Origin of the sequence: Acinetobacter tandoii DSM 14970 = CIP 107469 (assembly GCF_000400735.1) — a bacterium.
GTDB classification, from domain to species: Bacteria; Pseudomonadota; Gammaproteobacteria; order Pseudomonadales; family Moraxellaceae; genus Acinetobacter; species Acinetobacter tandoii.
In genome coordinates this window covers 190,676-214,614 of the sequence record NZ_KE007366.1, presented here as the reverse complement: position 1 = coordinate 214,614, position 23,939 = coordinate 190,676, and the positions used below count along the sequence as shown (strand labels likewise).

At 40.5% G+C, this 23,939-nt stretch carries 22 protein-coding genes, 1 tRNA gene and 1 pseudogene; 13 read left to right on the top strand and 11 right to left on the bottom strand.

Features of this window, described 5'->3' with window-relative positions:
* The first annotated feature begins 24 nt into the window (after positions 1-24).
* The 6 genes and pseudogenes from lldR to I593_RS07535 form a co-directional block, all read left to right on the top strand.
* Positions 25-768 carry a transcriptional regulator LldR gene (lldR, locus tag I593_RS07560; RefSeq protein ID WP_016166981.1) on the top strand — a complete coding sequence of 248 codons (744 nt, stop codon included), beginning with the start codon at positions 25-27 and terminating at the stop codon, positions 766-768.
* 2 nt (positions 769-770) lie between these two features.
* Positions 771-1,925, top strand: coding sequence for an FMN-dependent L-lactate dehydrogenase LldD (lldD, locus tag I593_RS07555; protein ID WP_016166980.1), 1,155 nt, complete (start codon positions 771-773; stop codon positions 1,923-1,925).
* Positions 1,926-2,115: 190 nt separating this feature from the next.
* Entirely contained in the window at positions 2,116-3,813 is a 1,698-nt protein-coding gene (gene dld, locus I593_RS07550; RefSeq protein ID WP_016166979.1) for a D-lactate dehydrogenase, read from the top strand.
* Between the two features lie 184 nt (positions 3,814-3,997).
* Entirely contained in the window at positions 3,998-6,031 is a 2,034-nt protein-coding gene (locus I593_RS07545; RefSeq protein ID WP_016166978.1) for an NADPH-dependent 2,4-dienoyl-CoA reductase, read from the top strand.
* Positions 6,032-6,118: 87 nt separating this feature from the next.
* Positions 6,119-6,208: transfer RNA gene (locus tag I593_RS07540), tRNA-Ser, on the top strand.
* Positions 6,209-6,505: 297 nt separating this feature from the next.
* Positions 6,506-6,730, top strand: a pseudogene (locus I593_RS07535) (CoA transferase); the annotation flags it as partial.
* 86 nt (positions 6,731-6,816) lie between these two features.
* Here I593_RS07535 and I593_RS07530 read toward each other — a convergent pair.
* Entirely contained in the window at positions 6,817-7,476 is a 660-nt protein-coding gene (locus I593_RS07530; RefSeq protein ID WP_016166976.1) for a VOC family protein, read from the bottom strand.
* 14 nt (positions 7,477-7,490) lie between these two features.
* Positions 7,491-8,039, bottom strand: a complete 549-nt coding sequence (locus I593_RS07525; protein WP_016166975.1) for a TetR/AcrR family transcriptional regulator — start codon at positions 8,037-8,039, stop codon at positions 7,491-7,493.
* Positions 8,040-8,137: 98 nt separating this feature from the next.
* Between I593_RS07525 and I593_RS07520 the strand changes: the two genes are divergently transcribed.
* Positions 8,138-8,671 carry an HPP family protein gene (locus I593_RS07520; RefSeq protein ID WP_016166974.1) on the top strand — a complete coding sequence of 178 codons (534 nt, stop codon included), beginning with the start codon at positions 8,138-8,140 and terminating at the stop codon, positions 8,669-8,671.
* A gap of 77 nt (positions 8,672-8,748) precedes the next feature.
* Here the strand turns inward: I593_RS07520 and tcuB are convergent, their stop codons facing one another.
* The 6 genes from tcuB to I593_RS07490 all read right to left on the bottom strand — a co-directional run bounded on the left by tcuB (position 8,749) and on the right by I593_RS07490 (position 15,848).
* Positions 8,749-9,882 carry a tricarballylate utilization 4Fe-4S protein TcuB gene (gene tcuB / locus I593_RS07515; RefSeq protein ID WP_016166973.1) on the bottom strand — a complete coding sequence of 378 codons (1,134 nt, stop codon included), beginning with the start codon at positions 9,880-9,882 and terminating at the stop codon, positions 8,749-8,751.
* Complete coding sequence (gene tcuA / locus I593_RS07510) at positions 9,872-11,278, bottom strand: FAD-dependent tricarballylate dehydrogenase TcuA (protein ID WP_016166972.1); 1,407 nt, start codon at positions 11,276-11,278, stop codon at positions 9,872-9,874. The genes tcuB and tcuA overlap by 11 nt, the downstream gene beginning before the upstream one ends.
* Before the next feature lie 103 nt (positions 11,279-11,381).
* Positions 11,382-12,311, bottom strand: coding sequence for a LysR family transcriptional regulator (locus tag I593_RS07505; protein ID WP_016166971.1), 930 nt, complete (start codon positions 12,309-12,311; stop codon positions 11,382-11,384).
* A gap of 131 nt (positions 12,312-12,442) precedes the next feature.
* Positions 12,443-13,237, bottom strand: a complete 795-nt coding sequence (locus I593_RS07500) for a substrate-binding domain-containing protein (protein WP_016166970.1) — start codon at positions 13,235-13,237, stop codon at positions 12,443-12,445.
* Positions 13,238-13,328: 91 nt separating this feature from the next.
* A complete protein-coding gene (gene tcuC / locus I593_RS07495; protein WP_016166969.1) occupies positions 13,329-14,639 on the bottom strand; it encodes an MFS transporter in 1,311 nt (436 codons plus the stop codon).
* A gap of 279 nt (positions 14,640-14,918) precedes the next feature.
* Positions 14,919-15,848: a LysR family transcriptional regulator gene (locus tag I593_RS07490; RefSeq protein WP_005302915.1), complete on the bottom strand. Its 930-nt coding sequence runs from the start codon at positions 15,846-15,848 to the stop codon at positions 14,919-14,921.
* Positions 15,849-16,722: 874 nt separating this feature from the next.
* Between I593_RS07490 and I593_RS07485 the strand changes: the two genes are divergently transcribed.
* From I593_RS07485 to def, 3 genes are all read left to right on the top strand, one after another.
* Positions 16,723-17,526 carry a TorF family putative porin gene (locus I593_RS07485; RefSeq protein ID WP_228130567.1) on the top strand — a complete coding sequence of 268 codons (804 nt, stop codon included), beginning with the start codon at positions 16,723-16,725 and terminating at the stop codon, positions 17,524-17,526.
* Positions 17,527-18,387: 861 nt separating this feature from the next.
* Positions 18,388-18,969 carry a HutD/Ves family protein gene (locus I593_RS07480; RefSeq protein ID WP_016166967.1) on the top strand — a complete coding sequence of 194 codons (582 nt, stop codon included), beginning with the start codon at positions 18,388-18,390 and terminating at the stop codon, positions 18,967-18,969.
* 211 nt (positions 18,970-19,180) lie between these two features.
* Positions 19,181-19,666: a peptide deformylase gene (def, locus tag I593_RS07475; RefSeq protein ID WP_016166966.1), complete on the top strand. Its 486-nt coding sequence runs from the start codon at positions 19,181-19,183 to the stop codon at positions 19,664-19,666.
* Between the two features lie 15 nt (positions 19,667-19,681).
* On the opposite strand, the gene I593_RS07470 is transcribed toward def, so the two are convergent.
* Positions 19,682-20,464, bottom strand: coding sequence for an AraC family transcriptional regulator (locus I593_RS07470; protein ID WP_026440863.1), 783 nt, complete (start codon positions 20,462-20,464; stop codon positions 19,682-19,684).
* Positions 20,465-20,566: 102 nt separating this feature from the next.
* On the opposite strand from I593_RS07470, the gene I593_RS07465 reads away from it, so the two are divergent.
* Together I593_RS07465 and I593_RS07460 are read left to right on the top strand one after the other, a co-directional pair.
* Complete coding sequence (locus I593_RS07465) at positions 20,567-21,787, top strand: MFS transporter (RefSeq protein ID WP_016166964.1); 1,221 nt, start codon at positions 20,567-20,569, stop codon at positions 21,785-21,787.
* 142 nt (positions 21,788-21,929) lie between these two features.
* Positions 21,930-22,397, top strand: a complete 468-nt coding sequence (locus tag I593_RS07460; protein ID WP_016166963.1) for a hypothetical protein — start codon at positions 21,930-21,932, stop codon at positions 22,395-22,397.
* On the opposite strand, the gene I593_RS07455 is transcribed toward I593_RS07460, so the two are convergent.
* On the bottom strand, positions 22,394-22,597 hold the full coding sequence (locus I593_RS07455; RefSeq protein WP_016166962.1) for a hypothetical protein: 204 nt from the start codon (positions 22,595-22,597) through the stop codon (positions 22,394-22,396). The genes I593_RS07460 and I593_RS07455 overlap by 4 nt on opposite strands.
* 81 nt (positions 22,598-22,678) lie before the next feature.
* Between I593_RS07455 and I593_RS07450 the strand changes: the two genes are divergently transcribed.
* On the top strand, positions 22,679-23,047 hold the full coding sequence (locus tag I593_RS07450; RefSeq protein WP_016166961.1) for an endonuclease domain-containing protein: 369 nt from the start codon (positions 22,679-22,681) through the stop codon (positions 23,045-23,047).
* Positions 23,048-23,135: 88 nt separating this feature from the next.
* Here the strand turns inward: I593_RS07450 and I593_RS07445 are convergent, their stop codons facing one another.
* On the bottom strand, positions 23,136-23,531 hold the full coding sequence (locus tag I593_RS07445) for a hypothetical protein (protein ID WP_016166960.1): 396 nt from the start codon (positions 23,529-23,531) through the stop codon (positions 23,136-23,138).
* Positions 23,532-23,939 lie beyond the last annotated feature (408 nt).

The following is a 23,939-nucleotide window of genomic DNA, read 5'->3' as shown; positions in this document are numbered from 1 at the left end:
ACCCGTAGATTGAAGGACAGCGGTATGAAGGTCTCTGATAGAGTTTTACAAAGTTTGCGTCATTTGATTGAAACCCAACAAATGAAAGTCGGAGATCGTTTACCCGCTGAAAGAAAGTTGTGTGAACAACTCGGTGTCTCCCGTTCCTCTTTGCGTGAGGCTATTCAGCAACTGACCAGTCAGGGCATGCTGGTCAGCAAAGTCGGAGCGGGAACTTATTTACAGCAATTACCAAGCTCTTGGTCACAACATCAAATCGTGCAACCACTGAGTGAATTGATTGATGAAGATCCTGCTTATCGTTTCGATGTGCAGGAAGCTCGAATTATTTTGGAGGGTGGCACCGCTTGGCATGCAGCTTTGCGTGCTACTCCTGAAGATATTCAGCACATCCGTGATTGTTATGACCAAATCACTCACTTCCAGTCTTTGGGCGATGATGAGCAAGCGGCACGTGCCGATGCCAATTTTCATCTGGCGATTGCAGAAGCTTCACACAATTTGGTGCTGATTCAAGTCATGCGAGGCGTGTTCGATTTGTTGCAATTTAACGTGGCTTTAGGCCGACGTAAAGTCTATTCCGAAGCGCACCGTTTTGATCAATTGCATGAACAGCATTTGCAAGTGATTGATGCCATTGAGCGCCGAGACCCAGAAGCCGCACGCAAGGCTGTGTGTGGACACATTGAGTTTGTAGTTCAGCAAGTACGTTCGATTGATGAGGAAGAAGCTCGTCGACAACGTTCGAGCCGTTTAAACAGGATATAACCATGATTATTTCATCTGCAAATGATTATCGCGAAGCTGCGAGACGTCGTTTACCGCCATTCCTTTTCCACTATATTGATGGTGGAGCATATGCAGAATATACCCTGAAGCGAAATGTAGAAGATCTTTCTAAAATTGCTTTAAGACAACGCGTTCTGAACGATATGTCAGAGCTGAGTCTTGAAACCAAACTGTTTGATGAAACTTTGTCGATGCCTGTGGCATTGTCGCCAGTGGGTTTAACTGGTATGTATGCGCGTCGCGGTGAAGTGCAGGCGGCTGTGGCAGCGGATAAAAAAGGCATTCCATTTACGTTGTCGACTGTTTCAGTGTGTCCAATTGAAGAAGTGGCACCTGCCATTCAGCGCCCAATGTGGTTCCAGTTATATGTGTTGCGTGACCGTGGCTTTATGCGCAATGCTTTGGAGCGTGCCAAAGCAGCAGGCTGTTCAACCTTGGTGTTTACTGTGGATATGCCTGTACCGGGCGCGCGTTACCGTGATGCACATTCAGGGATGAGTGGTCCGAATGCCGCGATGCGTCGTTATATGCAGTCTTGTTTCCACCCGCATTGGGCATGGAATGTAGGCTTGATGGGACGTCCACATGATTTAGGCAACATTTCTAAATATTTGGGCAAACCGACAGGTTTAGAAGATTATATTGGTTGGTTAGGCACCAACTTTGATCCGTCAATTTCATGGAAAGATCTAGAATGGATCCGTGAATTCTGGGATGGCCCAATGGTGATTAAAGGGATTCTAGACCCTGAAGATGCCAAAGATGCAGTCCGCTTTGGTGCAGATGGTATTGTGGTGTCAAATCATGGTGGTCGTCAGCTTGATGGTGTGTTATCGACAACACGTGCATTGCCTCCAATTGCTGATGCAGTGAAGGGTGATATTAAAATTCTTGCTGACTCTGGTATTCGTAATGGTCTAGATGTGGTGCGTATGCTGGCGATGGGTGCGGACACCTGTATGCTTGGTCGTGCTTTCGTTTATGCATTAGGTGCAGCGGGCGGTGCGGGTGTTTCAAATCTTTTAGAGTTGATTGATAAAGAAATGCGTGTCGCCATGACCTTAACGGGGGCGAAGACCATTGCAGATATTACTGAGGATTGCTTGGTCCATTTAGAGCGTGAATTAGTCGAGTGATTTTATTCTTAAAATAATTCATTAAGTAAGATGACATCCTTCCCAACCTCCCTTTAAAAAGGGAGGGCCTGACTATTTTTGATTTGAGCTTGTCGCTTTAAATTGCTTGCCTCTTTGGAAAAGGGGGCAAGTATCCAAAAATTTCAATATATACGATTCCATATTCAAATTTGGGAGAGGAACATTCCTTATGCAACCCCATTCAGATTCACAGCAAACGATTCAAAAACTCATCGACATTGTTGGAAAGCAACATGTTCTGACGCAAGAAAGTGAAACGCGCTTGTACCGCCAAGGACGCCGCTATGGTGCAGGTCAAGTGCTTGCAGTTGTCGTTCCGGGAACTTTATTGGAACAATGGCAAGTGTTGCAAGCGGCTGTGGATGCAGACTGTATTGTGATTATGCAAGCGGCTAATACTGGATTGACCGGTGGCTCAACGCCTTTTGGTGATGATTATGACCGACCTGTGGTACTGATGAGCACGCGACGTTTGGCAGGTATTCAAATCATCCGTGATGGGCAGCAGGTAATTTGCCTTCCTGGAGCAACATTAGACCGTTTAGAAAAAGAACTGGCGCCCTTTAATCGTGAACCGCATTCAGTGATTGGTTCTTCGTGTATTGGTGCATCAGTTTTAGGTGGGGTATGCAACAACTCAGGTGGTGCGTTGGTACGTCGTGGTCCAGCATATACTGAGTTGGCGCTGTATGCACGAGTTAATGAATCGGGTCAACTGGAGCTGATTAACCATTTGGGTGTGGACTTAGGACATACACCAGAAGAAATTCTTTCACGTTTGCAAAATCAGCAATACCAAACTGCGGATGTACAGCATAATCCAAGTTGTTGTGCATCTGACCAGCGTTATGCACATGACGTGAAACAGGTGAATGAGGCAACTCCTGCACGATTCAATGCCGATCCATCACGCTTATTTGAAGCATCAGGTTCAGCAGGTAAAATCTGCGTATTTGCGGTTCGACTAGATACTTTTGAGAAGATTCCGAGTCAGGTGTTTTATGTGGGAACCAACTCACAGGATGACTTAACTGAGATTCGTCGTTTTCTATTAACTGATTTACCGCGCTTACCCATTGCAGGTGAATACATTCACCGCGTGGCCTATGACATTGGCGCAGAATACGGTAAAGATACCTTTGTCTTTATTGAAAAATTCGGTACTGCCAAAGTGCCTGCTGCTTTTGCCATGAAAGACAAAGTTGATGGTTACTTAGAAAAAGTTGGCATGAAAGGGTTGTCAGATAAAGTTCTGCAATTGATTACCAAGTTTATGCCGAATCATTTGCCTGAACGCATGAACCAATTCCGTGATCAGTATGAACATCATTTGATTTTACGTATTGAAAATCAGGATGTAGAGCTAGTACAGCAATTCCTGAGTGACTATTTCGCTCAGCGTACGACAGGCAATTTTTTCCATTGTACAGAGGAAGAGGGACGCAAAGCTTTTTTACATCGTTTTGCGGTCGCAGGCGCAGCTATTCGCTACCGAGATACCCATCGGAGTGAAGTGGAAGATATTGTGGCACTTGACATAGCTTTGCGCCGTAATGACCGCGAGTGGGTAGAAACTTTGCCGAAAGATATGGATGAGCTGATCATACATAAACTGTATTACGGTCATTTCTTATGCCATGTATTCCATCAAGACTACATCGTCAAAAAAGGCGTTGATCCTTTGGCGATGGAGCATCAAATGTGGCATTTGCTGGATGATCGTGGTGCTGAATATCCTGCGGAGCACAATGTTGGTCATTTATATGTGGCGAAGCCTGCGTTAAAACAGCACTACCAAAAACTCGACCCAACCAATAGTTTTAATGTGGGGATTGGCCAGACGTCGAAGTTAAAATACTGGAAGTAAACCTTCAGCACTGTATTGCTAGATAATAAAAGTGTAGCCCACTAGAAATAGAATAGGGCTACACTTTTTTTTGTATTGACTGATTATTTAAAGAATCAGTCTGATAAAGTCATAAACAAAATAAAAATTCACGTTAAAGTATTATGCAACAAGTTGCACAGCTAATAAATTATAAGGATTCGCCATGACAACGCCCTATGCAAATATTTTGAAACCTCTTCATTTGGGGTTTACCACCATCAAAAATCGCATGGTGATGGGTTCTATGCATACAGGTTTAGAAGACCGTTTTTATAATTATCCTAAATTGGCAGCCTATTTTGGCGAGCGTGCGAAAGGGGGCGTCGGGCTAATCATCACGGGCGGAATCTCACCGAACCGTCAAGGTTGGCTACTTCCAGCAGGTGGTACCATGAATACCATGGGGGATATTGCACCACATCGTTTGGTGACACATGCTGTGCATAAGCATGGCGCAAAAATTTTGATGCAGATTTTGCATTCAGGGCGTTATGGTTATCAACCTTTCGTGGTGTCTGCCAGCCCTATCAAATCACCAATTTCACCATTCAAACCACGTCAAATGAGCGAAAAGCAGATTTTGGCGACTATTCGAGATTATGCCGAAACATCACATCTTGCAAAATTGGCAGGTTATGATGGTGTGGAAATTATGGGTTCTGAAGGCTATTTGCTGAATCAATTTTTGAGTCGCCATGTTAATCAACGACAAGATCGTTGGGGTGGTTCGATTGATAATCGGATGCGTTTTGCGGTTGAAATTGTTCGTGCAATCCGTCAAAAGGTCGGTGAAAAATTTATTATCTGTTTCCGTTTATCCATGTTGGATTTGGTCCATGATGGTAACACCATGCAAGAGGTGATTGCCGTTGCACAGGCCTTAGAAAAAGCAGGCATTACGTTATTGAATACAGGTATTGGCTGGCACGAAGCACGCATTCCAACTATTGTGACTTCGGTGCCACGTGCGGCTTTTGCTGACTATACTGCAGAAGTGAAAAAGCATGTGACAGTGCCTGTGATTGCCTCAAACCGAATTAACATGCCAGACACAGCAGAAGAAATATTGGCACAAGGCAAAGCTGATATGGTACAGATGGCGCGTCCATTCTTGGCAGATCCTTATTGGGTCAATAAAACTGCGACTAATCGGGTAGATGAGATTAATACCTGTATTGCCTGCAATCAGGCGTGTTTAGATCATACTTTTAAAAACCAACGTGCAACCTGTTTGGTCAACCCACGTGCAGCATTTGAAACTGAATTGGTTTATGTCAAAACTGCAAAACCAAAACGGGTTGCTGTGGTCGGGGGCGGTGTGGCAGGCATGTCGGCAGCGACAGTTGCGGCAGAACGTGGACATCAAGTGACATTGTTTGAAGCCAGTCATGAAGTGGGTGGGCAATTTAATTTAGCCAAAGTCATTCCAGGTAAAGAAGAATTTCACGAGACCATTCGTTACTTTAAAGTACAAATCGAAAAAACAGGGGTTGAGCTACGCTTAAATACCAAAGTAAACCGAGAGCAATTAGAGCGTGAAGGTTTTGATGAGATTATTGTGGCTACGGGAGTCGTGCCACGAGCCTTAAAGATTAAAGGTGGTGATGCACCGAATATACTTTCTTATGCTGAAGTATTGCGTGGAGCAGCAGTCGGTCACCGTGTTGCCGTGATTGGCGCTGGGGGAATTGGTTTTGATGTGTCTGAGTTTTTATTAAAACCTCCACACCAACCGCAGCCACAACCTTTGGCAGAGTGGAAGCGAGAGTGGGGCGTCGATGCTGAAGCGCACTATATGACAGAAGGTGGCTTACAGCGCGCAGAAGTTGAAGCGCCTGTCCGTGAAATTTATTTATTACAACGTAAAACCACGCCGTTAGGCATTGGATTGGGTAAGACTTCGGGTTGGGTCCATCGAGCCCAATTAAAAAAGCATGCGGTACGCATGTTACGTGGTGTGCAATATAAAGCGGTAACTAATGAAGGCTTGTGGGTTGAAACGAATGGTCAGGATCAGTTGCTTCGAGTCGATACCATCGTGGTGTGTGCAGGGCAAGAATCTGTAAAAGATTTAATGCCAAATGAAGGGCAAGTTACTTTAGCCAATTATCATATTATTGGTGGTGCAAAACTTGCAGCAGAGCTTGATGCAAAGCGCGCAATCCGCGATGGTGCTGAAATTGCAGCCAAACTTTAAGGAATTGATGAAACAATATGCACTTGAATGCTTTAACGCTATTTTTTACTTGTCTAAAATGAAAAAGCTTAGTATTCTTGCGCACATGGAAGCGTGGCAGAGCGGTTTAATGCACCGGTCTTGAAAACCGACGAGGGTGTGAGTCCTCCGTGAGTTCGAATCTCACCGCTTCCGCCAAATATCTAAATAAGCCCTTGTAATTACAAGGGCTTATTTTTTTGTCTGTGGTTTTACCTCTCAATCTACCCCTCATCAAATTTTGGATGTGAAAAGCAAAAACAGGATGATTTAGGAAATAAGTATAAAAATATGAATCATCCTAAACTTACGGCTTCGGAAAGATGTTTTAAATAGATAAAAAAGAGCTTATGAATGAATCATTAAATGGAAAAAAGGCTGGTAATAGCCCAAATTGAATTGGGCAACCTCAATAAAATATTAAACTATCACAGGAAAATCCATTCTCCTGTCAGACCACAAATCGTACATCGCAACTTGGTGGTGAATATTCCTCATCGTTTAAATGAAAAATTCCAAACGATTGGCTCACCCATCAAGTTGTCTGATACTCCAGTTGAATATCATCATGCACCGCCAGAGCTAGGTGAACATACGGCTCAAATCTTATCGAGATTTAAAACAGTAGAAGAACTGGCTAAGTTAAAAGAGAAAGGCATTATTGATGGAAAAATTGCTTAAGCTATTGTCGTTTTTAATGTGATTCAATTTAAATAAAAACTGTGATTTGCAATAAATCACAGTTTTTTATTAGAAACTAAGCGTTTTTAATATTTAAAAATAAGCGGCAGCTCTGGTCTGAAATCATGAATTATTCCTTGATGTTCATGATCAAAACTAATTTCCATTAAATGCTCCGATCCATTAGTCACTTCAAAATCATCAAGCGAATTGAACAGCAATGAAGTAGGGTGCTTTTCAAGGTTTGGAATAGAAACTTTAATCGCAGTGATTTCTGATAAATCTTTGCTATGAACAAGTGGTTGTTGTTTTTCTTTTGCAGCAAGGTCTGGTCGTGAAGCAAATGAAAGGAAGAACCACATCGGTTCAGATACCACAGAATCTTTGGCAACATTTACTTCTAAGCTGGCTGGTAAATAGCTTGGCTTGTAAACCCAATTAGGAAATTTTGCACCGTTATCATCTTTATTTTTAGGGCGAAAACAAATACCAAAAGGGGACGCAATATTATTTTGAGCACTGAGTCGTTCAAAAAGCAGAGTCGGTTTTGTGAGATCACTTGAGGCTTCTTCTGGGTTATTTAAAAAGATTAATTCGATAAAGCTATTTTTAAAGAAAAAGCGTCTGTTTTCGGTACCTTGACCTGGGTGCTTATTGGATGAACCTTCTGTTAGACCGAATTTTTTTAAAGTTTCAGCTTCGGGAGCGCCTGATTGTACACAAATAAAAATATGGTCCACTTCCATTTTAAGTTCTCATGCTAATGTTGATGAATATTAAATAATTGATTAATAGAATTTTTCATGTTTATCGCAAGTATTTCATCGAAACCATCGACTAAAAAGCGGCTAATTAAGCCTTCAATCACCGTATAGATCAGCTCAGATAAAGCTTCACCATTCGGTATATTGCAGTTTTCCGCAATCAATACTTTAATCCATTGTTTATGAGCTTTAGAAATAGAAATAATGTCTTGATCATCTTGGTTAGATTCAGCGACTGCTCTTACAAATAAACAGCCTTTAAAAAAATCTTGTCTAAACCAATTGGTGTGCCAATCCAGAATTTTATTGATGGCTTCCAACCCTGTTGCATCTCCCACATAGCCCAAAAGGCTTTGCTTAAACCGTTCATCACGTGCAACGAGTACAGACTTAACTAGTTGATTTTTATTTTTATAGTACGTGTACATAGTGGTTTTAGAGCAACCAGATTCATCGCGAATCAAGTCAACGCCAACCCCGACAAAACTATTTTCATTAAATAACTTCTCGGCTGTATCTAATATTTTTAAGGCAGATTTTGACATAAAACTTTTCCAAAAAATAAAATAGTACAGATCTGTACTATTTGAAATTTTATCTATATGCTTTTTAAAAAGCAAATTTTTGTTTGAGGAAAAAAACCATGTTCTCGATTTTTTATGGCAAAGAAAAACTGGCTCGATCGCCCACTAAAATTGATGTTTTAAGAAGCCTTGTTGGGGGGACAGTCAGTATTTTTATACTTCTGTGGTTGAGCAAGCTCACTCATAATATCTTTATCATGGCGCCGTTTGGCGCGACCTGTGTATTGCTCTATACCGTGTCGCAGTCGCCTTTGGCACAGCCGAGAAATATTATATTTGGGCATCTTATTTCGGCTTTTGTAGGTTTGTTTTTTCTAAAATTTGTTGGTGTTTCTATTTTTACAATTGCTTTATCAGTGGGCTGCGCAATTGCGCTCATGCAAGTGTTTAAATGCGTTCATCCACCTGCAGGGGCTAATCCGTTGGTTATTTTGCTTACTGCGAGCAGCATACATTACCAGTGGAGTTTTCTAATTTTCCCTGTTTTGGTCGGTGCAGTGTCTTTAGTTTTGGTAGCGATGCTGATTAATAACATTAAAGCGAGTACCAAGTGGCCAATCTATGGCTTGGGAATTTTAAATAGTAAGAAATAGGCAAGCTATGAAGTATTTTGAGCTTAAAATAATGAAAGTATTCACTACGCCAAGATAGTGAATACTTTTGAATGAAATTATGACTTTTTAGAAATACGTTCTTCGATGGCAAATTTGAGTAAAGAAGCACTGCGGTAAAAACCGTGTGCGAACTTTCCAAATGGCATAGTAATAAAGAATGTCATGACCGTAGCTAAATGGAAAATCAGTAAAAGTGCCATGTAAGGTGTATTGCGAAATGCCATAAGAGCTAAGCCTGAAGCACTGACTAAAATTAAAAGGAAAATAAAGCCTCGATCTACTGGTTTTTGCTCACGGTCACCATGTAATGGATGGCGTTTAAGATTTAAATAGAGTAAGCCAGATGGTCCAATCACTAAGCCAAGCCCACCCAACGTACCTAAAATTACAGGCAAGCTAAAGATAGGGTACGGCGCATGCAGGTTAAGGAAATAGTGATATAAAGTCGCTACGCCTGTGGCTGCAAAGCAGAGCATAAAGCCATAAAAAGTCAGGTGATGGAACACGCGGCGGATTTGGGTGTAACGGTCATCTTGCTCATTACAGCCTTTGCCATGTCCACCATCTAAATATTTAAGCGTTAACACATTTTGAGAGGCTTGAATAAGGTCGGGTTTCTCAACTTTGCCGTGAATAACTTTAGACGTCTGTCTCCAAAATTTACTAATCCCAATGCCGAGCAAAACAATCGCAACTGTAAAGGTCGCTCCAAACAATAGAGCTAAAAAGTTATGCGGGAAAATCGCATAGAAATTACCTTGATAGCCTGCAAATAGGTCGGTGCCTTTGTACCAAACCACAGCTAACATGCATAAAAAGAAAATAACTGATAACGCCGAAACGAATGGAATCCCAACAGACTTATAAAGTCGGCCTAGCGGTTGAGGGGTAGCAAACTCTTGGTAAGTTTCCAAGCGTACTTGCGCCATCGCTTTTGGAATGTTTACACCAAACTCATGCGGCGGGGCATATTGGCAAGCATGTAAACATGCACCACAGTTATGGCACAGGTTTGCGAGGTAATGAATATCGGCTTGATTAAACTCAAGACGCTTGGTCATCGCTGCAAATACAGCACAAAATGACTCACAGTAGCGACAAGCATTACAAATTTGTAGGGCTCTTTGAACTTCCTGCTCATGGTCAGAGAGCTGAACAACTGGAATTAGGGCTTTAGTACTAGCATTCATGTTCAACTCCTTGTGAAAGTGCATAGTGGGCTGCATTTTTTCCGGCAATGCGTCCAAACGTTGTGCCAATCGACATACCAACGCCTGCGGTATAACCTTGACCGAGTACGTTACCTGCCATCATTTCACCTGCGACAAATAGGTTGCGGCTTGGCTTATTGTTAAAACGTACAGCAGCATCGTCTTCAACTTTTAAGCCTAAATAGGTAAAGGTAATGCCGGGTTTAAGCGCATAGGCATAGAACGGCGGGCGATCGAGAGGAACGGCCCAATGGGTTTTGTTTGGAACAATATTTTGGGTGCTGCAGTCATCTAAAACCGTGTGGTTAAAGGTGCCTTGTAAACAGGCTTGGTTAAATTCTTCTACGGTGTGACATAAGGTTTTTGCATCTAGTCCGATTTTTTCGGCCAGTTCTTGAATGCTATTTGCTTTCACACCCGCAAACACAGGTGGCATAAAGCGACCAATGGCTTTTGAGTCGATAATGGAATAAGCAATTTGCTGAGGTTGTTTGGCAACAAGGCGACCCCAAATCGCATAACGTTTTGGCCAGAAGTCTTCGCCCTCATCGTAAAAACGTTCGGCTTTGTTATTGACCACAATACCCAAAGAAACGCAGTCAATACGGGTGCAGATGCCGCCGTCATATAACGGTGCGCGTGCATCTACGGCGACACAGTGCGATTGTGATGGGTCACCAATAATATCGGCGCCTTGATCTATCATAAATTTGAGTAAGTTGCCTTGATTAAAGCGGGTTCCGCGAATAATGAAATTATCGGCAGGCCACTCGCCGTTTTCATTTTGTCCCCATGCTTCTCTTAACCATTCCAGATTTGACTCAAAACCACCTGCGGCCAATACACAGCTTTTCGCTTTAAACACACGGCCATCTTCCGCAATTGCAGCTTCAAAATGTCCTTGGTTTAACTTTAGATCTTTAATTTTTGTGTTGTATAAAATCTCGATGCCAAGCTCTTGGGCACTTCGGTAATACGCATTAATGAGGGCTTTACCACCACCCATAAAAAAGGCATTGGTACGTGCAACGTGTAAAGCACCCGATAGTGGTGGCTGAAAATTCACGCCATGTTTACGCATCCAGTCGCGACAGGTCGCCGTGCTACGAATAACCAGACGAGCTAAGTGCTCATTGGTTTTTCCGGCAGTGACTTTAAGTAGGTCTTGCCAATATTCTTCTTCGGGGTAGGCATCAACCAATACATCTTGAGGAGCATCATGCATGCAACGGAGGTTACGAGTGTGTTGTGAGTTACCACCACGCCATTCTTTAGGTGCTGCTTCTATGACAAGCACAGACGCGCCACTTTCTTTTGCCGTGAGCGCGGCACACAGTGCGGCATTCCCACCACCAATCACAATTACATCATGCATGGATTTCTCCCTTTCTCAGCTAAGGTTAATGTAGCTTTAAAAAGGAAGGTGAAGTGAGAGGCTAAGCTTGAATGGGTGTTTAGTAAAAATAAACACTAAGCGCTTAAGTGTTTATGAGTTTCGCACCGGGCCAGCGCTTTTCATTAATTAAGTTAGTCACACAAGCACGAATCACTACTTTGGTGGCTAAAGTAGCAGGTGAGAGTTCTTCTTCAGATAGACTAATTAAATAGTTAATACGTTCAATGGCAGGTTCTACAATGCGTAGTAAACAGAGGTCTTGCCGCGAGTTTAACGATGCGCCCGCAGGTTGAATAGTTGCCATTTCAAGTTGGCTAATACTTTCCATGAGTAAGTGCAGTCCATCAATTTCATAGGCCACTTTAAGCTGATGAATTTTCTGTTCGAGTAACAAACGCAGTCCATGTCGTTGACTCGGTAAAATCAGCGGAAGTTCTTTTAGCTGTGTATGCGTAATGGTTTGAGTGTCGATACAGCTTTCAAGGTGGTACTGACTCAGCACTTCTTTAGGCGAGATTAAAAACATTTGCTCTTTGACTAAAGGCTGTATGGCCCACTGTGGGTCGACATCGTCACTAAAGATGATGGCAACATCGAGCTGTCTTGCATTAACTAAAGCTTTTAAGTCACCCGATAAGCCTTCAATGAGACGGACTTTAATGTCGGGGTAGCGGTTTCTCATGAGTTTTAAAAAGTGCGTGCCAATAACCGACGCGACACTTGGCGAAAAACCGACGGTAACATGACCACTTAAACGTGAAGAATGTGCAGAATCTACAGCATGGTCTAAGTGCCTAAGTGCCAGTTGAACCTGTTGAAAAAAAGCTAAACCCGCAGGGGTAGGAACTGTACCCAAAGCAGTACGTTGTAAAAGGCGAATAGAAAGCTCGCTTTCTAATTTTGAGATTTGCTGACTTAATGCAGAAGTTCCAATATCGAGATTTTTTGCAGCTTTACCCAAGCTTCCAGACTCGATCACTGCAATAAAATATTTTAATTGTTTGAGTTCCACGGCAAATACTACATTGTCCTTTGTTCATTATTCTACACTGGTTTGTTGCTATACATTTTGTTCTATTGTGCTGCGTAAACCGCTCAAAGAGTAAAGGCAACATTCTCTCAAAATGCTGCCTTTTAGAGCTTTTATTGTTTAACCTGCTCAAGACCCTGTTCTTCAATAATTTGTGTCGCTTGAGGTGATTTCACAAATTGAATAAGTTCTTTTGCGACTTTTGCATGTTCAGAGTTTTTACCAATACCAGCAGCAAACACGGTGACTTTTTGATAAGGGGCAGGAATTGGGCCGACTAAATCAACTTGACCATATTGGCCAGTAAAAGGTTTGATTTCACTAATTTGCTGGAAACCAATATCAAACTGACCTTCAGCAATACGTTTTGCCACGCGGTCACCGACTACTTTTTCTGCTTTACCAGCAATCACTTTGTACTCGACAGGTGGAAAGCTTGGAAAAACATCTTTTTCAAGATGTGTACCGCTCGCACTTGCCGAATAGCCGATGTGCTTAGCATTTAATAAAACTTTTTCAAACTTTGCCGCAGAGCTAATGTCTGGCTTTGGCGCACCTTTAGGTACAGCCATACCAATGCTTGAATTGACTAAAGCGCTTTGTGAATTTGGGTCGACATAACCTTTTTCTGCAAGCTTACTGAGTTCAGGAGCAGCCAAGACCACCATGTCAAAACGTTCACCACGATCGAGACGGTTTGGAATTGCAGTTGGCGATGCACCCATTGATGAACCAGACGAAAGGTGAACCGTATGACCAGTTTGCTTTTCAAATATTGGAATGAGTTTTTCCATAGATGAATAGAAACCGCCAGAGCTAATCACTTCGAGGGTATCTGCGTTAGCAAGCGTTGAACCTAAGCCTGCACTAGCTAGGCAGATGGTCATGAAGATAGGGGACTTTTTCATAGTATCTCACTTTTAATGACAGGAGAGCACAGTACGGCTGCAACATGCGCCGTACTGTTCATTAAAATTTCAGGTTAAGTAGTTAGTTGTTTTAAGCGCTAACCTTTGCAGGTTCAGCAATCGCGTCAGATTTGTTCTGCTTAGAACCGCGACATAAATACAAGCTTGAGATGAGACTACATACCGCAGCAAGCATGAGCCAGAAAGCTGGGGTGCTTGCATTGCCTGTGTTTTCCACAAGGTAAGTACATGCCATTGGCGTCATACCACCAAAAATAGCGGCTGCAAGACTGAACGCTAAAGAGAAGCCAACGGTACGAACACGTTTTGGCATTACTTCGGCAAGGGTTGCTACCATAGTCCCATTGTACATACCAAAGAAGAACGAGAAGTAAGCAAGCGTGATCAGTAAGTTTGAAAAACTAATGTCGCTCACCAACCAGCTTAAAACTGGATAACTGGTAAAGATCGCAAGTGTCGTAATACCCACTAACACTGGACGGCGACCAATTTTGTCTGAAAGTAAGCCACCCATTGGTAACCAGAAGAAATTCGATAAACCTACAAATACGGTTGCTAAAAGGCTATCTGTGACCGACATTTCTAAAGTACGTTTTGCGTATACTGTGGTGTAAACCGTAATGAAATAGAACGTGGTTGTGGTCATGGCACTCATCATCATACCTGCAAGTACAATGCGCCAGTTACTCGCAAGCGTGCTGAAAATTTCTTTGGTCGATGGATGAGTTTTTTGCGCTTTAAAGTCTTCAGTTTCTTCTAACGTACGGCGGAACAAGAAGATTAAAGGAATAATCAAACAACCAATTAAGAACGGAATACGCCAGCCCCATTCACCCACTTGAGCAGTAGTTAAAATGGTGTTGAGCCAGTAGCCAAGTAATGCTGCAAATACAACCGCAATTTGTTGGCTGCCAGATTGCCAGCTTGTGATAAATCCACGGTTTTTATCTGTTGCAATTTCAGCTAGATAAATCGATACACCACCAGATTCAACACCTGCCGAGAAGCCTTGTAATAGACGTCCAATCACCACCAAAATTGGCGCAATAATACCAATGGTTTCATAACCTGGTACAAAGGTAATTAAGATGGTTCCGATTGCCATAAGGCTTAAAGTCACAATAAGACCTTTACGTCGACCAACTCTGTCGACATAAGCGCCCAAGAAAATAGCGCCGAGAGGACGCATAAGAAAACCCGCAGCAAATACGGTAAATGTCATCATTAAAGAGACATATTCATTTTCAGAGTGGAAAAATTTTGCTGCGATATAAGTAGCATAGAAACCAAAAAGAAAAAAATCGTACTGTTCTAAAAAGTTGCCACTCGTTACATTTAATATTTTTTTAAAAGTAGCCCTACGGTTATTCACGACATCCATTGGAGACCTCCTTGGCCTGACAAAATGGAAACATTCACGATCTTCAATTGAGGGCTTTAAAATTGACTCATTCAATAAACCTAAATAGGAAATGGGGTAGAGATGAGATTTAAAGGTATCCTTCGTAGAAAATGTGATGCCTTGTTTCCAGTTCAAACTACACATCTATATTGTGATAAGCAGAAATCCACTTATCATTCCAAGGAAAATGTAATCTTAAAAAGCAGGAGGGAGTGAGGGGGAAAAATTAATCAGGTATTTAATAAAATTAATGACCCCTTATAAAATAATTTCAGAACACGGCCAAATTTGGTTTTGAATCAGTTCTTTCACACACGCTTTAATTGCCGATTTTGCAGCAAGTGCAGCAGGTGATAATTCTTCTTCGGCAAGGCTCACCAAGTAATTGATTCGCTCAACTTCAGGATCGATCAATTTTAGTAATTGAAGTTTATGTTTGTATTCTTGCAAACAAGCACTTCCGGGGCGGACACTCGCAAGGTCAAGGTGAATTAGACTGTCCATGAGTAAGTGTAGACCATCAATTTCATAGACAACATTAAGCTGTCCAATCTTGTGCTCAAGCAGCTTTCTTAAGCTATGACGCTGCCTTGGTAGTACTAAAGGAATATCACCAATTTGCTGCGACTGAATAATTCCGCTTTTGATACAGTCGGCAAGACCGTATTTTTCGAGCACTTCTTTGCGTGCCATTAAATACATTTGTTCACGTACCAAAGGCTGTATCGACCACTGTTTATCAATTTCATTGGTAAAAATAATGGCAATATCAAGCTGACGCGAATTAATCGACTGAATTAGATTCCCAGACAAGGTTTCCACAATTTCTAGACGAATGTCTGGATAGCGTTCAGACATTAGTTTCATTAAAGGGATGCCAATTAAAGCAGTAATAGTTGGCGGAAAACCAAGGCTGACATGGCCTGAAAGCCGAGCTGAATGCGCAGCGTCTATTGCGAAGTTAACTTGACGCAAAATAAGTTGAGAGTGTTTTAAAAAGGCCAGACCCGCGGGTGTAGGCGTGACGCCAAAAGCATTACGCTGTAATAAGCGAATGCTTAGCTCTTGTTCGAGCTTACTAATTTGCTGACTAATGGCCGAAGCGCCGACATCGAGTTTTTGGGCAGCTTTACCAATACTGCCTGCTTCAACCACCGTCAAAAAATATTTTATTTGCTTGATTTCCATAAAAATATATTCTTTTGTGTTGAGGTGTCCGATACTTCAATAAACCAAGTTAATGAATAAAGTGGATGTTATCAGTGTTGCTAGAAAAATGTTTAAATTAAGTAGAAAATTTTCGATAGGATAAATATTGTATAATTCGCTTAATATGATATTTGTCCAATAATAATGATGAATTTCAATCATAATCGTGCTTGGATTTAACTTTTAAACAAAATCGTAATAGACAAGCTAGGGTGCAGCGCTAGTCAGCTTGAAGAATAAAATTAATTGGCACTCTTAAGCTGCAATTAAATGGCTCTCGCATCTTCAGCTGAAAAAGTTCAAATTAATGGCATAGAGCAAACACCAAATGCTTCTTAAGGTCTGAAGGGGAGGACCCATCTCTTCAGACCTTGTTTTATTTCACTTAGTTTTGATATTTCATAAGTCATAGATATAGAAAATGCAAACTTTATGCTTGAATTTAAATAAAAGTTACTGTGTTTCAATAAATAAAAAAATTGTATAAAGGGATTGAGTTATTATATTTTGAATCTGATCGAAGCAAGAAATTTATACATTAGATCTTTTAAATAAAATAAAAGCATGATCACTTTTGATTTGTGAGAGAGACTTTCTATTAATTATTGATGTAAATATATTTATGATGTGGATGAGTTTATTGAATAAGCTCTTTTTTATAAGGATGTTCACTCTTTGTGATAGTCACTATTTGAGAAAATTTAATCAGTGTTTTTTAAATTTTATCTTAAATTTTTGTACTATTTAATATTTTCTATTATTTATGTTGGAAAAATCACGATCATTGGTTATCTATTCTCTAATGGTTCCTATTGATTTATAGGAATTGGTTCTATGTTTTTGTTAAAAAATAATGACAATAAAAAAACAAAATAAAAATCATGGAATTGATGGAATGCAAAAGTTGAAAAATAAGCTAGTATGCGGTTTATGGTTGGTCATGGCAATTTCGAGTGTACACGCAGAAAATGTTGAAGAATCAAGTGTTTTTAAGGATTTTTCAACCAGTGGTACAGTTTCATTTTTAACTGATTACTATTCGCGTGGTTATTCACAAACAGAAGGTGATCCAGCAATACAAGGTACTTTACGCATAGATCATGATTCGGGTTTATATGCACAAATTTTTGCCTCCAATAGTGAACTTGATATTGGGAGTAGCATAGAGCTAGATTATTATTTAGGATATGATTATCTCGTTAATGATCATTTCAAGCTCAATATTCAGTATGGGGATATTAATTACCCTGGTTCGGATAAATCTTTAACCGATGCGGATTATGAAGAATATTCTATTGCTGCAACAGGTATGAGTTTATTAACTGAAGATGATGCATTAAATTTTACTTTTTATTATTCTCCAGAGTATTTTTTCAATACTGGGAAAATGTTACGTTATGAAGCCAGTTATAACTATCCAATAGCTAAAAATTGGAATACTTATGCCCAAGTAGGTTACAACAAGTTTTCAAGTCATGATGCTTATGATGTTTTATGGGCAACAGACCAAGAAGATTCATATTATGATTATAAAGTAGGTGGTAATTATAACTATAATGACTTTATTTTTGATTTGTATTATGTCGATTCAAATATTAATAAAGATTTAACTTATGCTGATGATGCAGTAATTTTTAGTATTACCAAGGAATTCTAAAATTTTGTCATCATTTAAATAGATCTGATTCAGAACATTATTACAACAAAGGGTTATTCTGAGAATTGGAATAACCCTTTGTATTTTACCAATATTAATTTAGCAGGTGGTTGAGTTTATAAGAAAATTTCTAAGCTCATGCTGATTGGGTTTATATAGTTGTTATGTTTAATCGGCGCTGTTGTGCAAAGATTCAAAAGGTAAATGTATCTTGATCTACTCAAATTTAAGTGACCACTCAGGTAGATGACCTGCCTAATCAGTTCACTATTTGCAGCAGCCCTCTTCTTGCTTGCGGTAAAGTTCTTATATTCCTCCAAGTTTCCATTTTCACTTAGCAGAATAGGAATTAAACGAGATTGATAAAGTTTCTTGGTTGATCTGAGTTTGGTTTTCAATAAACGAATTACTAGAACGATAGATTTTGCTGTGGTGTACTTATCTGAGAATTATACTGCTGAATAAGGATTTACGAATAGCTTTCTGCAACAAATCCATGAATGGGTGCTCAAGTCGCAACGCTGAGCCATCATGGCAAGATTAGTTATTATGTATAATCCTGTATATACAAATAAGTGTGTGCTACGTTAAGATAAATCAGATGATGGATTGAATTGTAGCCATTGGAGGGTTAACCCTGAATTAGCAGAATTAACGGACGAAGGTTGATTGCTGCGGGATGTAAAGAACACATTGCTACTGCTGTTTCATCGCTAATTCAAGTGTGTAAAGGTTTGAAAATTTAAAATAAAGAATATTTTTATTCATTTTTCGCCGTGCATGGTCAAACCAGTAGCTTATTACACATGCATGACTGTTTTGTCTAGCCAATCATTACGATTTAAAAGGGAAATTTACGCCATGATCGAGTTGCTTACAGCAAATCACTATAAAAAAATGCCTTGGAAAAATGGAGCAGGGTATACCCTAGAACTGGCACGTAGTGCAGGTGAGAGTTTAACCGATTTTGATTGGCGCATTTCCATGGCAGACGTCACGACTTCGGGAACCTTTTCTCAGTTTAACGGTATGCAACGCTTTTTGACGGTATTGGATGGCACTGGCATTCATCTGAATATTGATGGAGTAGCGCTCACTTTAAAGACACTACAGTCGGTACAGTTTAGTGGTGATAGTTTAGTCAGTTGTAATCTACTGGCAGAGGTGATCCGTGACTTTAATTTAATCTATTCACCGCAGCGTTATACTGCCCGCTATCAATGGATAGAAACTTCATCCGCGCTTGAGTTTTTCTCCTCAGCAGATGTGGTGTTTATCTTTAATCAAAGTATTTCAACACTCGAATTGTTTGTGGATGGCCATCACTTTAGACTTGAGCAACACCAGAGCATCTACATGCATTCCAATCAGAATGTGAAACATCTTGTTTTTCCTACATCTGCTGAACGGCAATGTTGCTGGATTGAATTAAGCAAAATTTAATAGAATAAAATGCATATTGAATCCGACACTCGACGTATGTTGGCTTAGACTTGAATAAACAGTGCAGTAAAAGCCCATTTGAACTGCCAAAAGCTGCACAAAAATAGATAAAGCTTAGAAATTCATCATTAAACTGATGATTTCAATTTACGTATAACTGGTTCAGAATAGACAGAAACCAATCATTGAGTCCTGACATTAGGAACAGCGCATGAGTGTAATTTTACCCGTTGCCCAACGCGGAGAAGAGATCTTAAAATTAAAAGCTGCGCCTGTTGCTGAAGCAGAGTTTAATAGCGAATGGTTGATGCAATTGGCTTCAGTTATGCATGCAACGATGTTAGAGCGTAATGGTGTCGGTATCGCCGCACCACAATTGTATATTTCTAAACAGGTTATTATTGCTGCTTCGCGCCCGAATCTACGATACCCCGACGCACCTGAAATGCAACCTGTGGTCATGATTAATCCGCAAATATTAGAGTTTTCTGAAACCACGTGTCTGGGTGAAGAAGGTTGTTTAAGTGTGCCCAATCAACGTGCGCAGGTGGAGCGAGCGCAAGTCATTAGAGTGCTCTATCACACATTAGAAGGTGATGTTATGGAAACAACGTTTGAAGGATTTCCAGCACGCATCGTGCAACATGAAGTAGATCATCTCAATGGTATTTTGTTTGTTGACCGATTAAAAGCCTAAGCGATATGGGCTGTATTATTCATCTTTATATTTAAATTGCTGTGGTGTCTGTCCTAAATGCCGTTTAAACATGGCACTAAATGCACTTGGATTACTGTATCCCAGTCCCCTTGAAATTTGTGCAATCGACTCACCACTGGCGATTTTACTCAGGGCTTGAGCAATGTGCATTTGTTGTAGCCATGCCCGATATGACATCCCAGTTTCCTTTTGGAACATCCGCATCAGGGTTCTGGTGCTGGTGCCAATTTCATCTGCCCATGTGCTTAAATCTTTAGGATATTGTGGTTCATGTAAGAGCGTTTGACAGATATTCAATAGCCGTTTGTCTTGGGGCCAAGGAATCTGAATCGGTAAAGAATTGGCTTTCTGAATTTCATCAAAAATTAAAATTTGTATTGCACGGGAAAGCTCATCCGAACTCAATAATTCTGACGTAGGAATTTGCTCAATCACATTTAAACGAATGAGGAGTTCGTGCAATAACTTACTGACCCGAATAATAAAACACTGTTGACCCAATACTGATGCCGCTTGGGATTCTACGAGGGCGGTATTCATTTTGACCCGACTTAAAGAAATCACACTATGTTCGACATAAGCCGGAATCCACAGTGCACACATAGGTGGAATCAACCAAACATGATTTGGAGTAAAGACCTGAATAATCCCAGTCGAGGCATACAGGAATTGTGCCCGTGAATGGTGATGGGCAGGAGTAATTTCGCGGTAAGTATGTTCAGAGGAAAGTCCAATCACCAGTTCAGACATTTCTGTTTCAATCAGTGAATCTGATATTTTCATGAAATTTGTCACTTATACAGGGATTATTGGAAGATAACGTTGTGAATGACAATTTACAATATTGTTTGAAATATCAATGATTGGAGTTTTTCAGCTATGACGTCTTCAATACAGACGAAGGAAAGCATGGATGAAGCTGTGGCAAGTCTTCAGCCACAAGGGATGATTGTGAAAATTGTAGGTGCTGTGGCACTGGCACATTTACTGAATGACTTGATTCAAGCCGTTCTGCCTGCGATTTATCCGATGCTGAAAACCAACTTTTCACTGAGTTTCGCACAAGTTGGACTCATTTCATTGGTATATCAAATTACTGGATCATTGCTGCAACCTTGGATTGGTCTTTATACCGACAAAAATCCCAAACCGTATTTATTGCCACTGGGTATGCTGGTGACCTTGAGTGGTATTTTATTGTTGGCGTTTTCTCCTAGTTTTACAGTATTGCTTATCGGGTCTGCTCTGATTGGGGTGGGGTCATCGACCTTTCATCCTGAGGCTTCGCGTGTGGCGCGTATGGCATCGGGTGGGCGTTTTGGTACAGCACAATCGACCTTTCAGGTGGGAGGTAATACAGGAACTGCAATTGGACCCTTATTAGCTGCACTGATTATTGTGCCCTTTGGGCAACATGCAGTGGCCTTGTTGATTGTATTTGCACTACTTGCCATTTGGGTATTATTTGGCGTGAGTCGTTGGAGTATTAGTCACAGTAAAAAACAACTGGCAGCCAAAGCACAACAAGTGCAAAGTAAATTGCACGGGCGCCAGTTAGTAATCGCACTTTCGACCATCTGCGTGCTGATGTTTGCCAAATTTACTTATATTGCCAGTATCAGTAATTACTTTACTTTTTACTTGATGCATAAATTCCATATCAGCCTGCAATCGGCACAGTTACATTTGTTTGCGTTCTTAGCTGCGGTGGCATTGGGAACCTTTGCAGGCGGCCCAATTGGCGACAAAATTGGACGTAAAGCGGTGATTTGGGTTTCATTTGTAGGCATGGCACCGTTTGCATTAATGATGCCTTTTGCCAATCTGTTTTGGACTACGGTATTGTCTGTCATGACTGGTTTGGTGCTGTCTTCTGCTTTTGCTGCCATGGTGGTGTATGCACAAGAAGCTGTACCTGGACGAGTGGGCATGATTGCGGGCTTAATGTTCGGCTTAATGTTTGGCGTGAGCGGTATTGCCGCAGCAGGTTTGGGCTATTTGGCAGACTTGAAAGGCATTGAATGGGTATTTGGCGTGTGTTCGTTATTGCCATTACTGGGTTTTGCCACCGCATTTTTACCTAAGACCCAAGCAAATTAAACTGATTACAGCAGAACTTTACATTTAGACGCGCTATCTTGTGAGAAGAATAAGGTCGCGCGTTGTTTTTTGGCATCTTTGTTGTAATGAATGACTGAATATAACGGATCATTACGCGCTTCGATTCTGGAGGATAGATGTAATGACAGATCCAGATTTTCCAATCAAATTTTCCTTAGGCTTGGAACAGCTTAGTTTTGACATAGAAGGGCGGCATTTTCAGATCAATAAAGGCTTAAGTTTTATTCAGTCGAACAGTATGCGTCATGGGGTACTAGATGAACTTGCCATTGAATTGATGATCTATGTAATTGAAGAAATATTAGAATCGGTTCCCATCCAATATGCTCAGCCTAAAAGTGCAATCAGTACGGATACTTTATTTGAGCAAGTTTTGAGTTTATTTTTTCCGAATCAACACAGCATAGGTCGAATACAGCTTGAAAGTGGCTTTAATGCATTTCTTGAGTGTCGGGAATATTATTTGGCTAAGGTCACGAAACAAGGAATATTTAGCTTGGTTTACTTTGTGTTTTTACGTGAAATGATGCATCACTGGAATGTGACCGACATTAAATTTGAATCGCTTGAAACCGCTAAGTCATTCTAAAAACGTAAAAAATAAGGAATGATCGACAGTAGAATCCCAATGCCACTCAGCAAAACATTACTTTCTATAAAATAAGGGAAAACCATTAGAACCAGACCGACTACAAAGGGCACAGTCAGTTTTTGTTTTTTGCCATAGAGAAAATAGCCTAAACCAATTGAGCTAAAGATCACGCCGAGAAAAAGTTGGGTTGCGTTCATGATGATGTTTCGTGCATTGTTATTCTCTGGCAGATATTATGCCAAGATTCTTAAAAGAATATTTAAAAAAAGAGCGTCGTGATGCAACCTTATAACAAATACTTAAAACTTCCATCGCGTGCTTTACGCAACAATATGACCGATGCTGAACACTGGCTATGGCAAAGATTACGCCGTAAGCAAATTTTAGGATTACAGTTTTATCGGCAAAAGCCAATTCTTAACTTCATCGTAGATTTTTATTGTTCCACTGCGAAGCTTGTTGTTGAGTGTGATGGAGGGCAACATTACACCGAAGATGGTCGTTCGGCTGATCAAATTCGTGATCAAGCTTTAAGTGAATTAGGACTTGTGGTGCTGAGGTTTAGTAACAGGCAGATTTTGACTGAAACTGATGCTGTGGTGGAGCAGATTTATTGGATTGCTAAACATAGATTGGAATCCCCCTAAATCCCCCTTTGGGAAAGGGGGACTTTACGTGAATTTTGTTGAGGTTTTGAATTCGAGGGGTTCCTCCCTTTTTAAAGGGAGGTGTAAATTAGATTTTATTAAAATTTTTCAAAAAATTAGTAGGATGTTGATGAAAGCGAATATGATTTTGGGATTTTAAATTTCGCTTTTTTTCCTTGAATGCTGGAACAATATAGCCCCATTCTGCATTTCTAGAGAAATATATGACATAGTCAATATCAGCATCTTCCCATTTATTTTCAACAACAATATTATCATCTACAGAATATAAGCTTTTGACTTGGATACGATATACAGTACGGCCATCTAAAATTTGAATATCAGTTTTGGCATATACATCCAAACTAGGCATACTTGCATCCCAGCCATCACTTAAGAGCCAAGAGAGTAGTAAATATTCATAAGAATGATTTTTGTATTGAGATAGGGTTTGTTCTTTAAGCGCAGTCTGACGAACAGGCATAAAAACTCCTTAAAGCTTTTAATGCCGTAAGTCGTTTTGGCTATCAATTCACGGATACATGGATGTAATATAGCTCTTAAATAAAACCATGCTTTTATTTAAGAGGCACTACTGCATTTCCTATGGAAAATGCCCAATTGATATCGGTCACCAAACCCTTATTAAATAAGATATTTCTAATTTAATATTCATCAATATTCAGCTCTCTTGAGTCTGTAGCGTCTGAATTTTTTTGAAAGTATCTGATCTACAATTATTTGTCAAATTTTAATCCCACCCAACCTCCCTTTAAAAAAGGGAGGAACTGTCACGTAATTCAAGTGATACGCGAAAGTCCCCCTCTTTTTAAAGAGGGGTTGGGGGAGATTCTTTTATTTGATAAAAATTGATTTTCTTCCCCCTTTATTA

Bases quoted from the DNA above. Each gene is read 5' to 3' on its own strand.
- tcuA (WP_016166972.1), bottom strand. From the start codon at position 11,278: ATGCATGATGTAATTGTGATTGGTGGTGGGAATGCCGCACTGTGTGCC.
- I593_RS07525 (WP_016166975.1), bottom strand. From the start codon at position 8,039: ATGTCAAAATCTGCCTTAAAAATATTAGATACAGCCGAGAAGTTATTT.
- I593_RS07480 (WP_016166967.1), top strand. From the start codon at position 18,388: ATGATCGAGTTGCTTACAGCAAATCACTATAAAAAAATGCCTTGGAAA.
- tcuC (WP_016166969.1), bottom strand. From the start codon at position 14,639: ATGGATGTCGTGAATAACCGTAGGGCTACTTTTAAAAAAATATTAAAT.
- I593_RS07485 (WP_228130567.1), top strand. From the start codon at position 16,723: ATGACAATAAAAAAACAAAATAAAAATCATGGAATTGATGGAATGCAA.
- dld (WP_016166979.1), top strand. From the start codon at position 2,116: ATGCAACCCCATTCAGATTCACAGCAAACGATTCAAAAACTCATCGAC.
- I593_RS07530 (WP_016166976.1), bottom strand. From the start codon at position 7,476: ATGGAAGTGGACCATATTTTTATTTGTGTACAATCAGGCGCTCCCGAA.
- I593_RS07520 (WP_016166974.1), top strand. From the start codon at position 8,138: ATGTTCTCGATTTTTTATGGCAAAGAAAAACTGGCTCGATCGCCCACT.
- I593_RS07460 (WP_016166963.1), top strand. From the start codon at position 21,930: ATGACAGATCCAGATTTTCCAATCAAATTTTCCTTAGGCTTGGAACAG.
- I593_RS07445 (WP_016166960.1), bottom strand. From the start codon at position 23,531: ATGCCTGTTCGTCAGACTGCGCTTAAAGAACAAACCCTATCTCAATAC.
- I593_RS07450 (WP_016166961.1), top strand. From the start codon at position 22,679: ATGCAACCTTATAACAAATACTTAAAACTTCCATCGCGTGCTTTACGC.
- lldR (WP_016166981.1), top strand. From the start codon at position 25: ATGAAGGTCTCTGATAGAGTTTTACAAAGTTTGCGTCATTTGATTGAA.
- tcuB (WP_016166973.1), bottom strand. From the start codon at position 9,882: ATGAATGCTAGTACTAAAGCCCTAATTCCAGTTGTTCAGCTCTCTGAC.
- I593_RS07490 (WP_005302915.1), bottom strand. From the start codon at position 15,848: ATGGAAATCAAGCAAATAAAATATTTTTTGACGGTGGTTGAAGCAGGC.
- I593_RS07545 (WP_016166978.1), top strand. From the start codon at position 3,998: ATGACAACGCCCTATGCAAATATTTTGAAACCTCTTCATTTGGGGTTT.
- lldD (WP_016166980.1), top strand. From the start codon at position 771: ATGATTATTTCATCTGCAAATGATTATCGCGAAGCTGCGAGACGTCGT.
- I593_RS07465 (WP_016166964.1), top strand. From the start codon at position 20,567: ATGACGTCTTCAATACAGACGAAGGAAAGCATGGATGAAGCTGTGGCA.
- def (WP_016166966.1), top strand. From the start codon at position 19,181: ATGAGTGTAATTTTACCCGTTGCCCAACGCGGAGAAGAGATCTTAAAA.
- I593_RS07500 (WP_016166970.1), bottom strand. From the start codon at position 13,237: ATGAAAAAGTCCCCTATCTTCATGACCATCTGCCTAGCTAGTGCAGGC.
- I593_RS07455 (WP_016166962.1), bottom strand. From the start codon at position 22,597: ATGAACGCAACCCAACTTTTTCTCGGCGTGATCTTTAGCTCAATTGGT.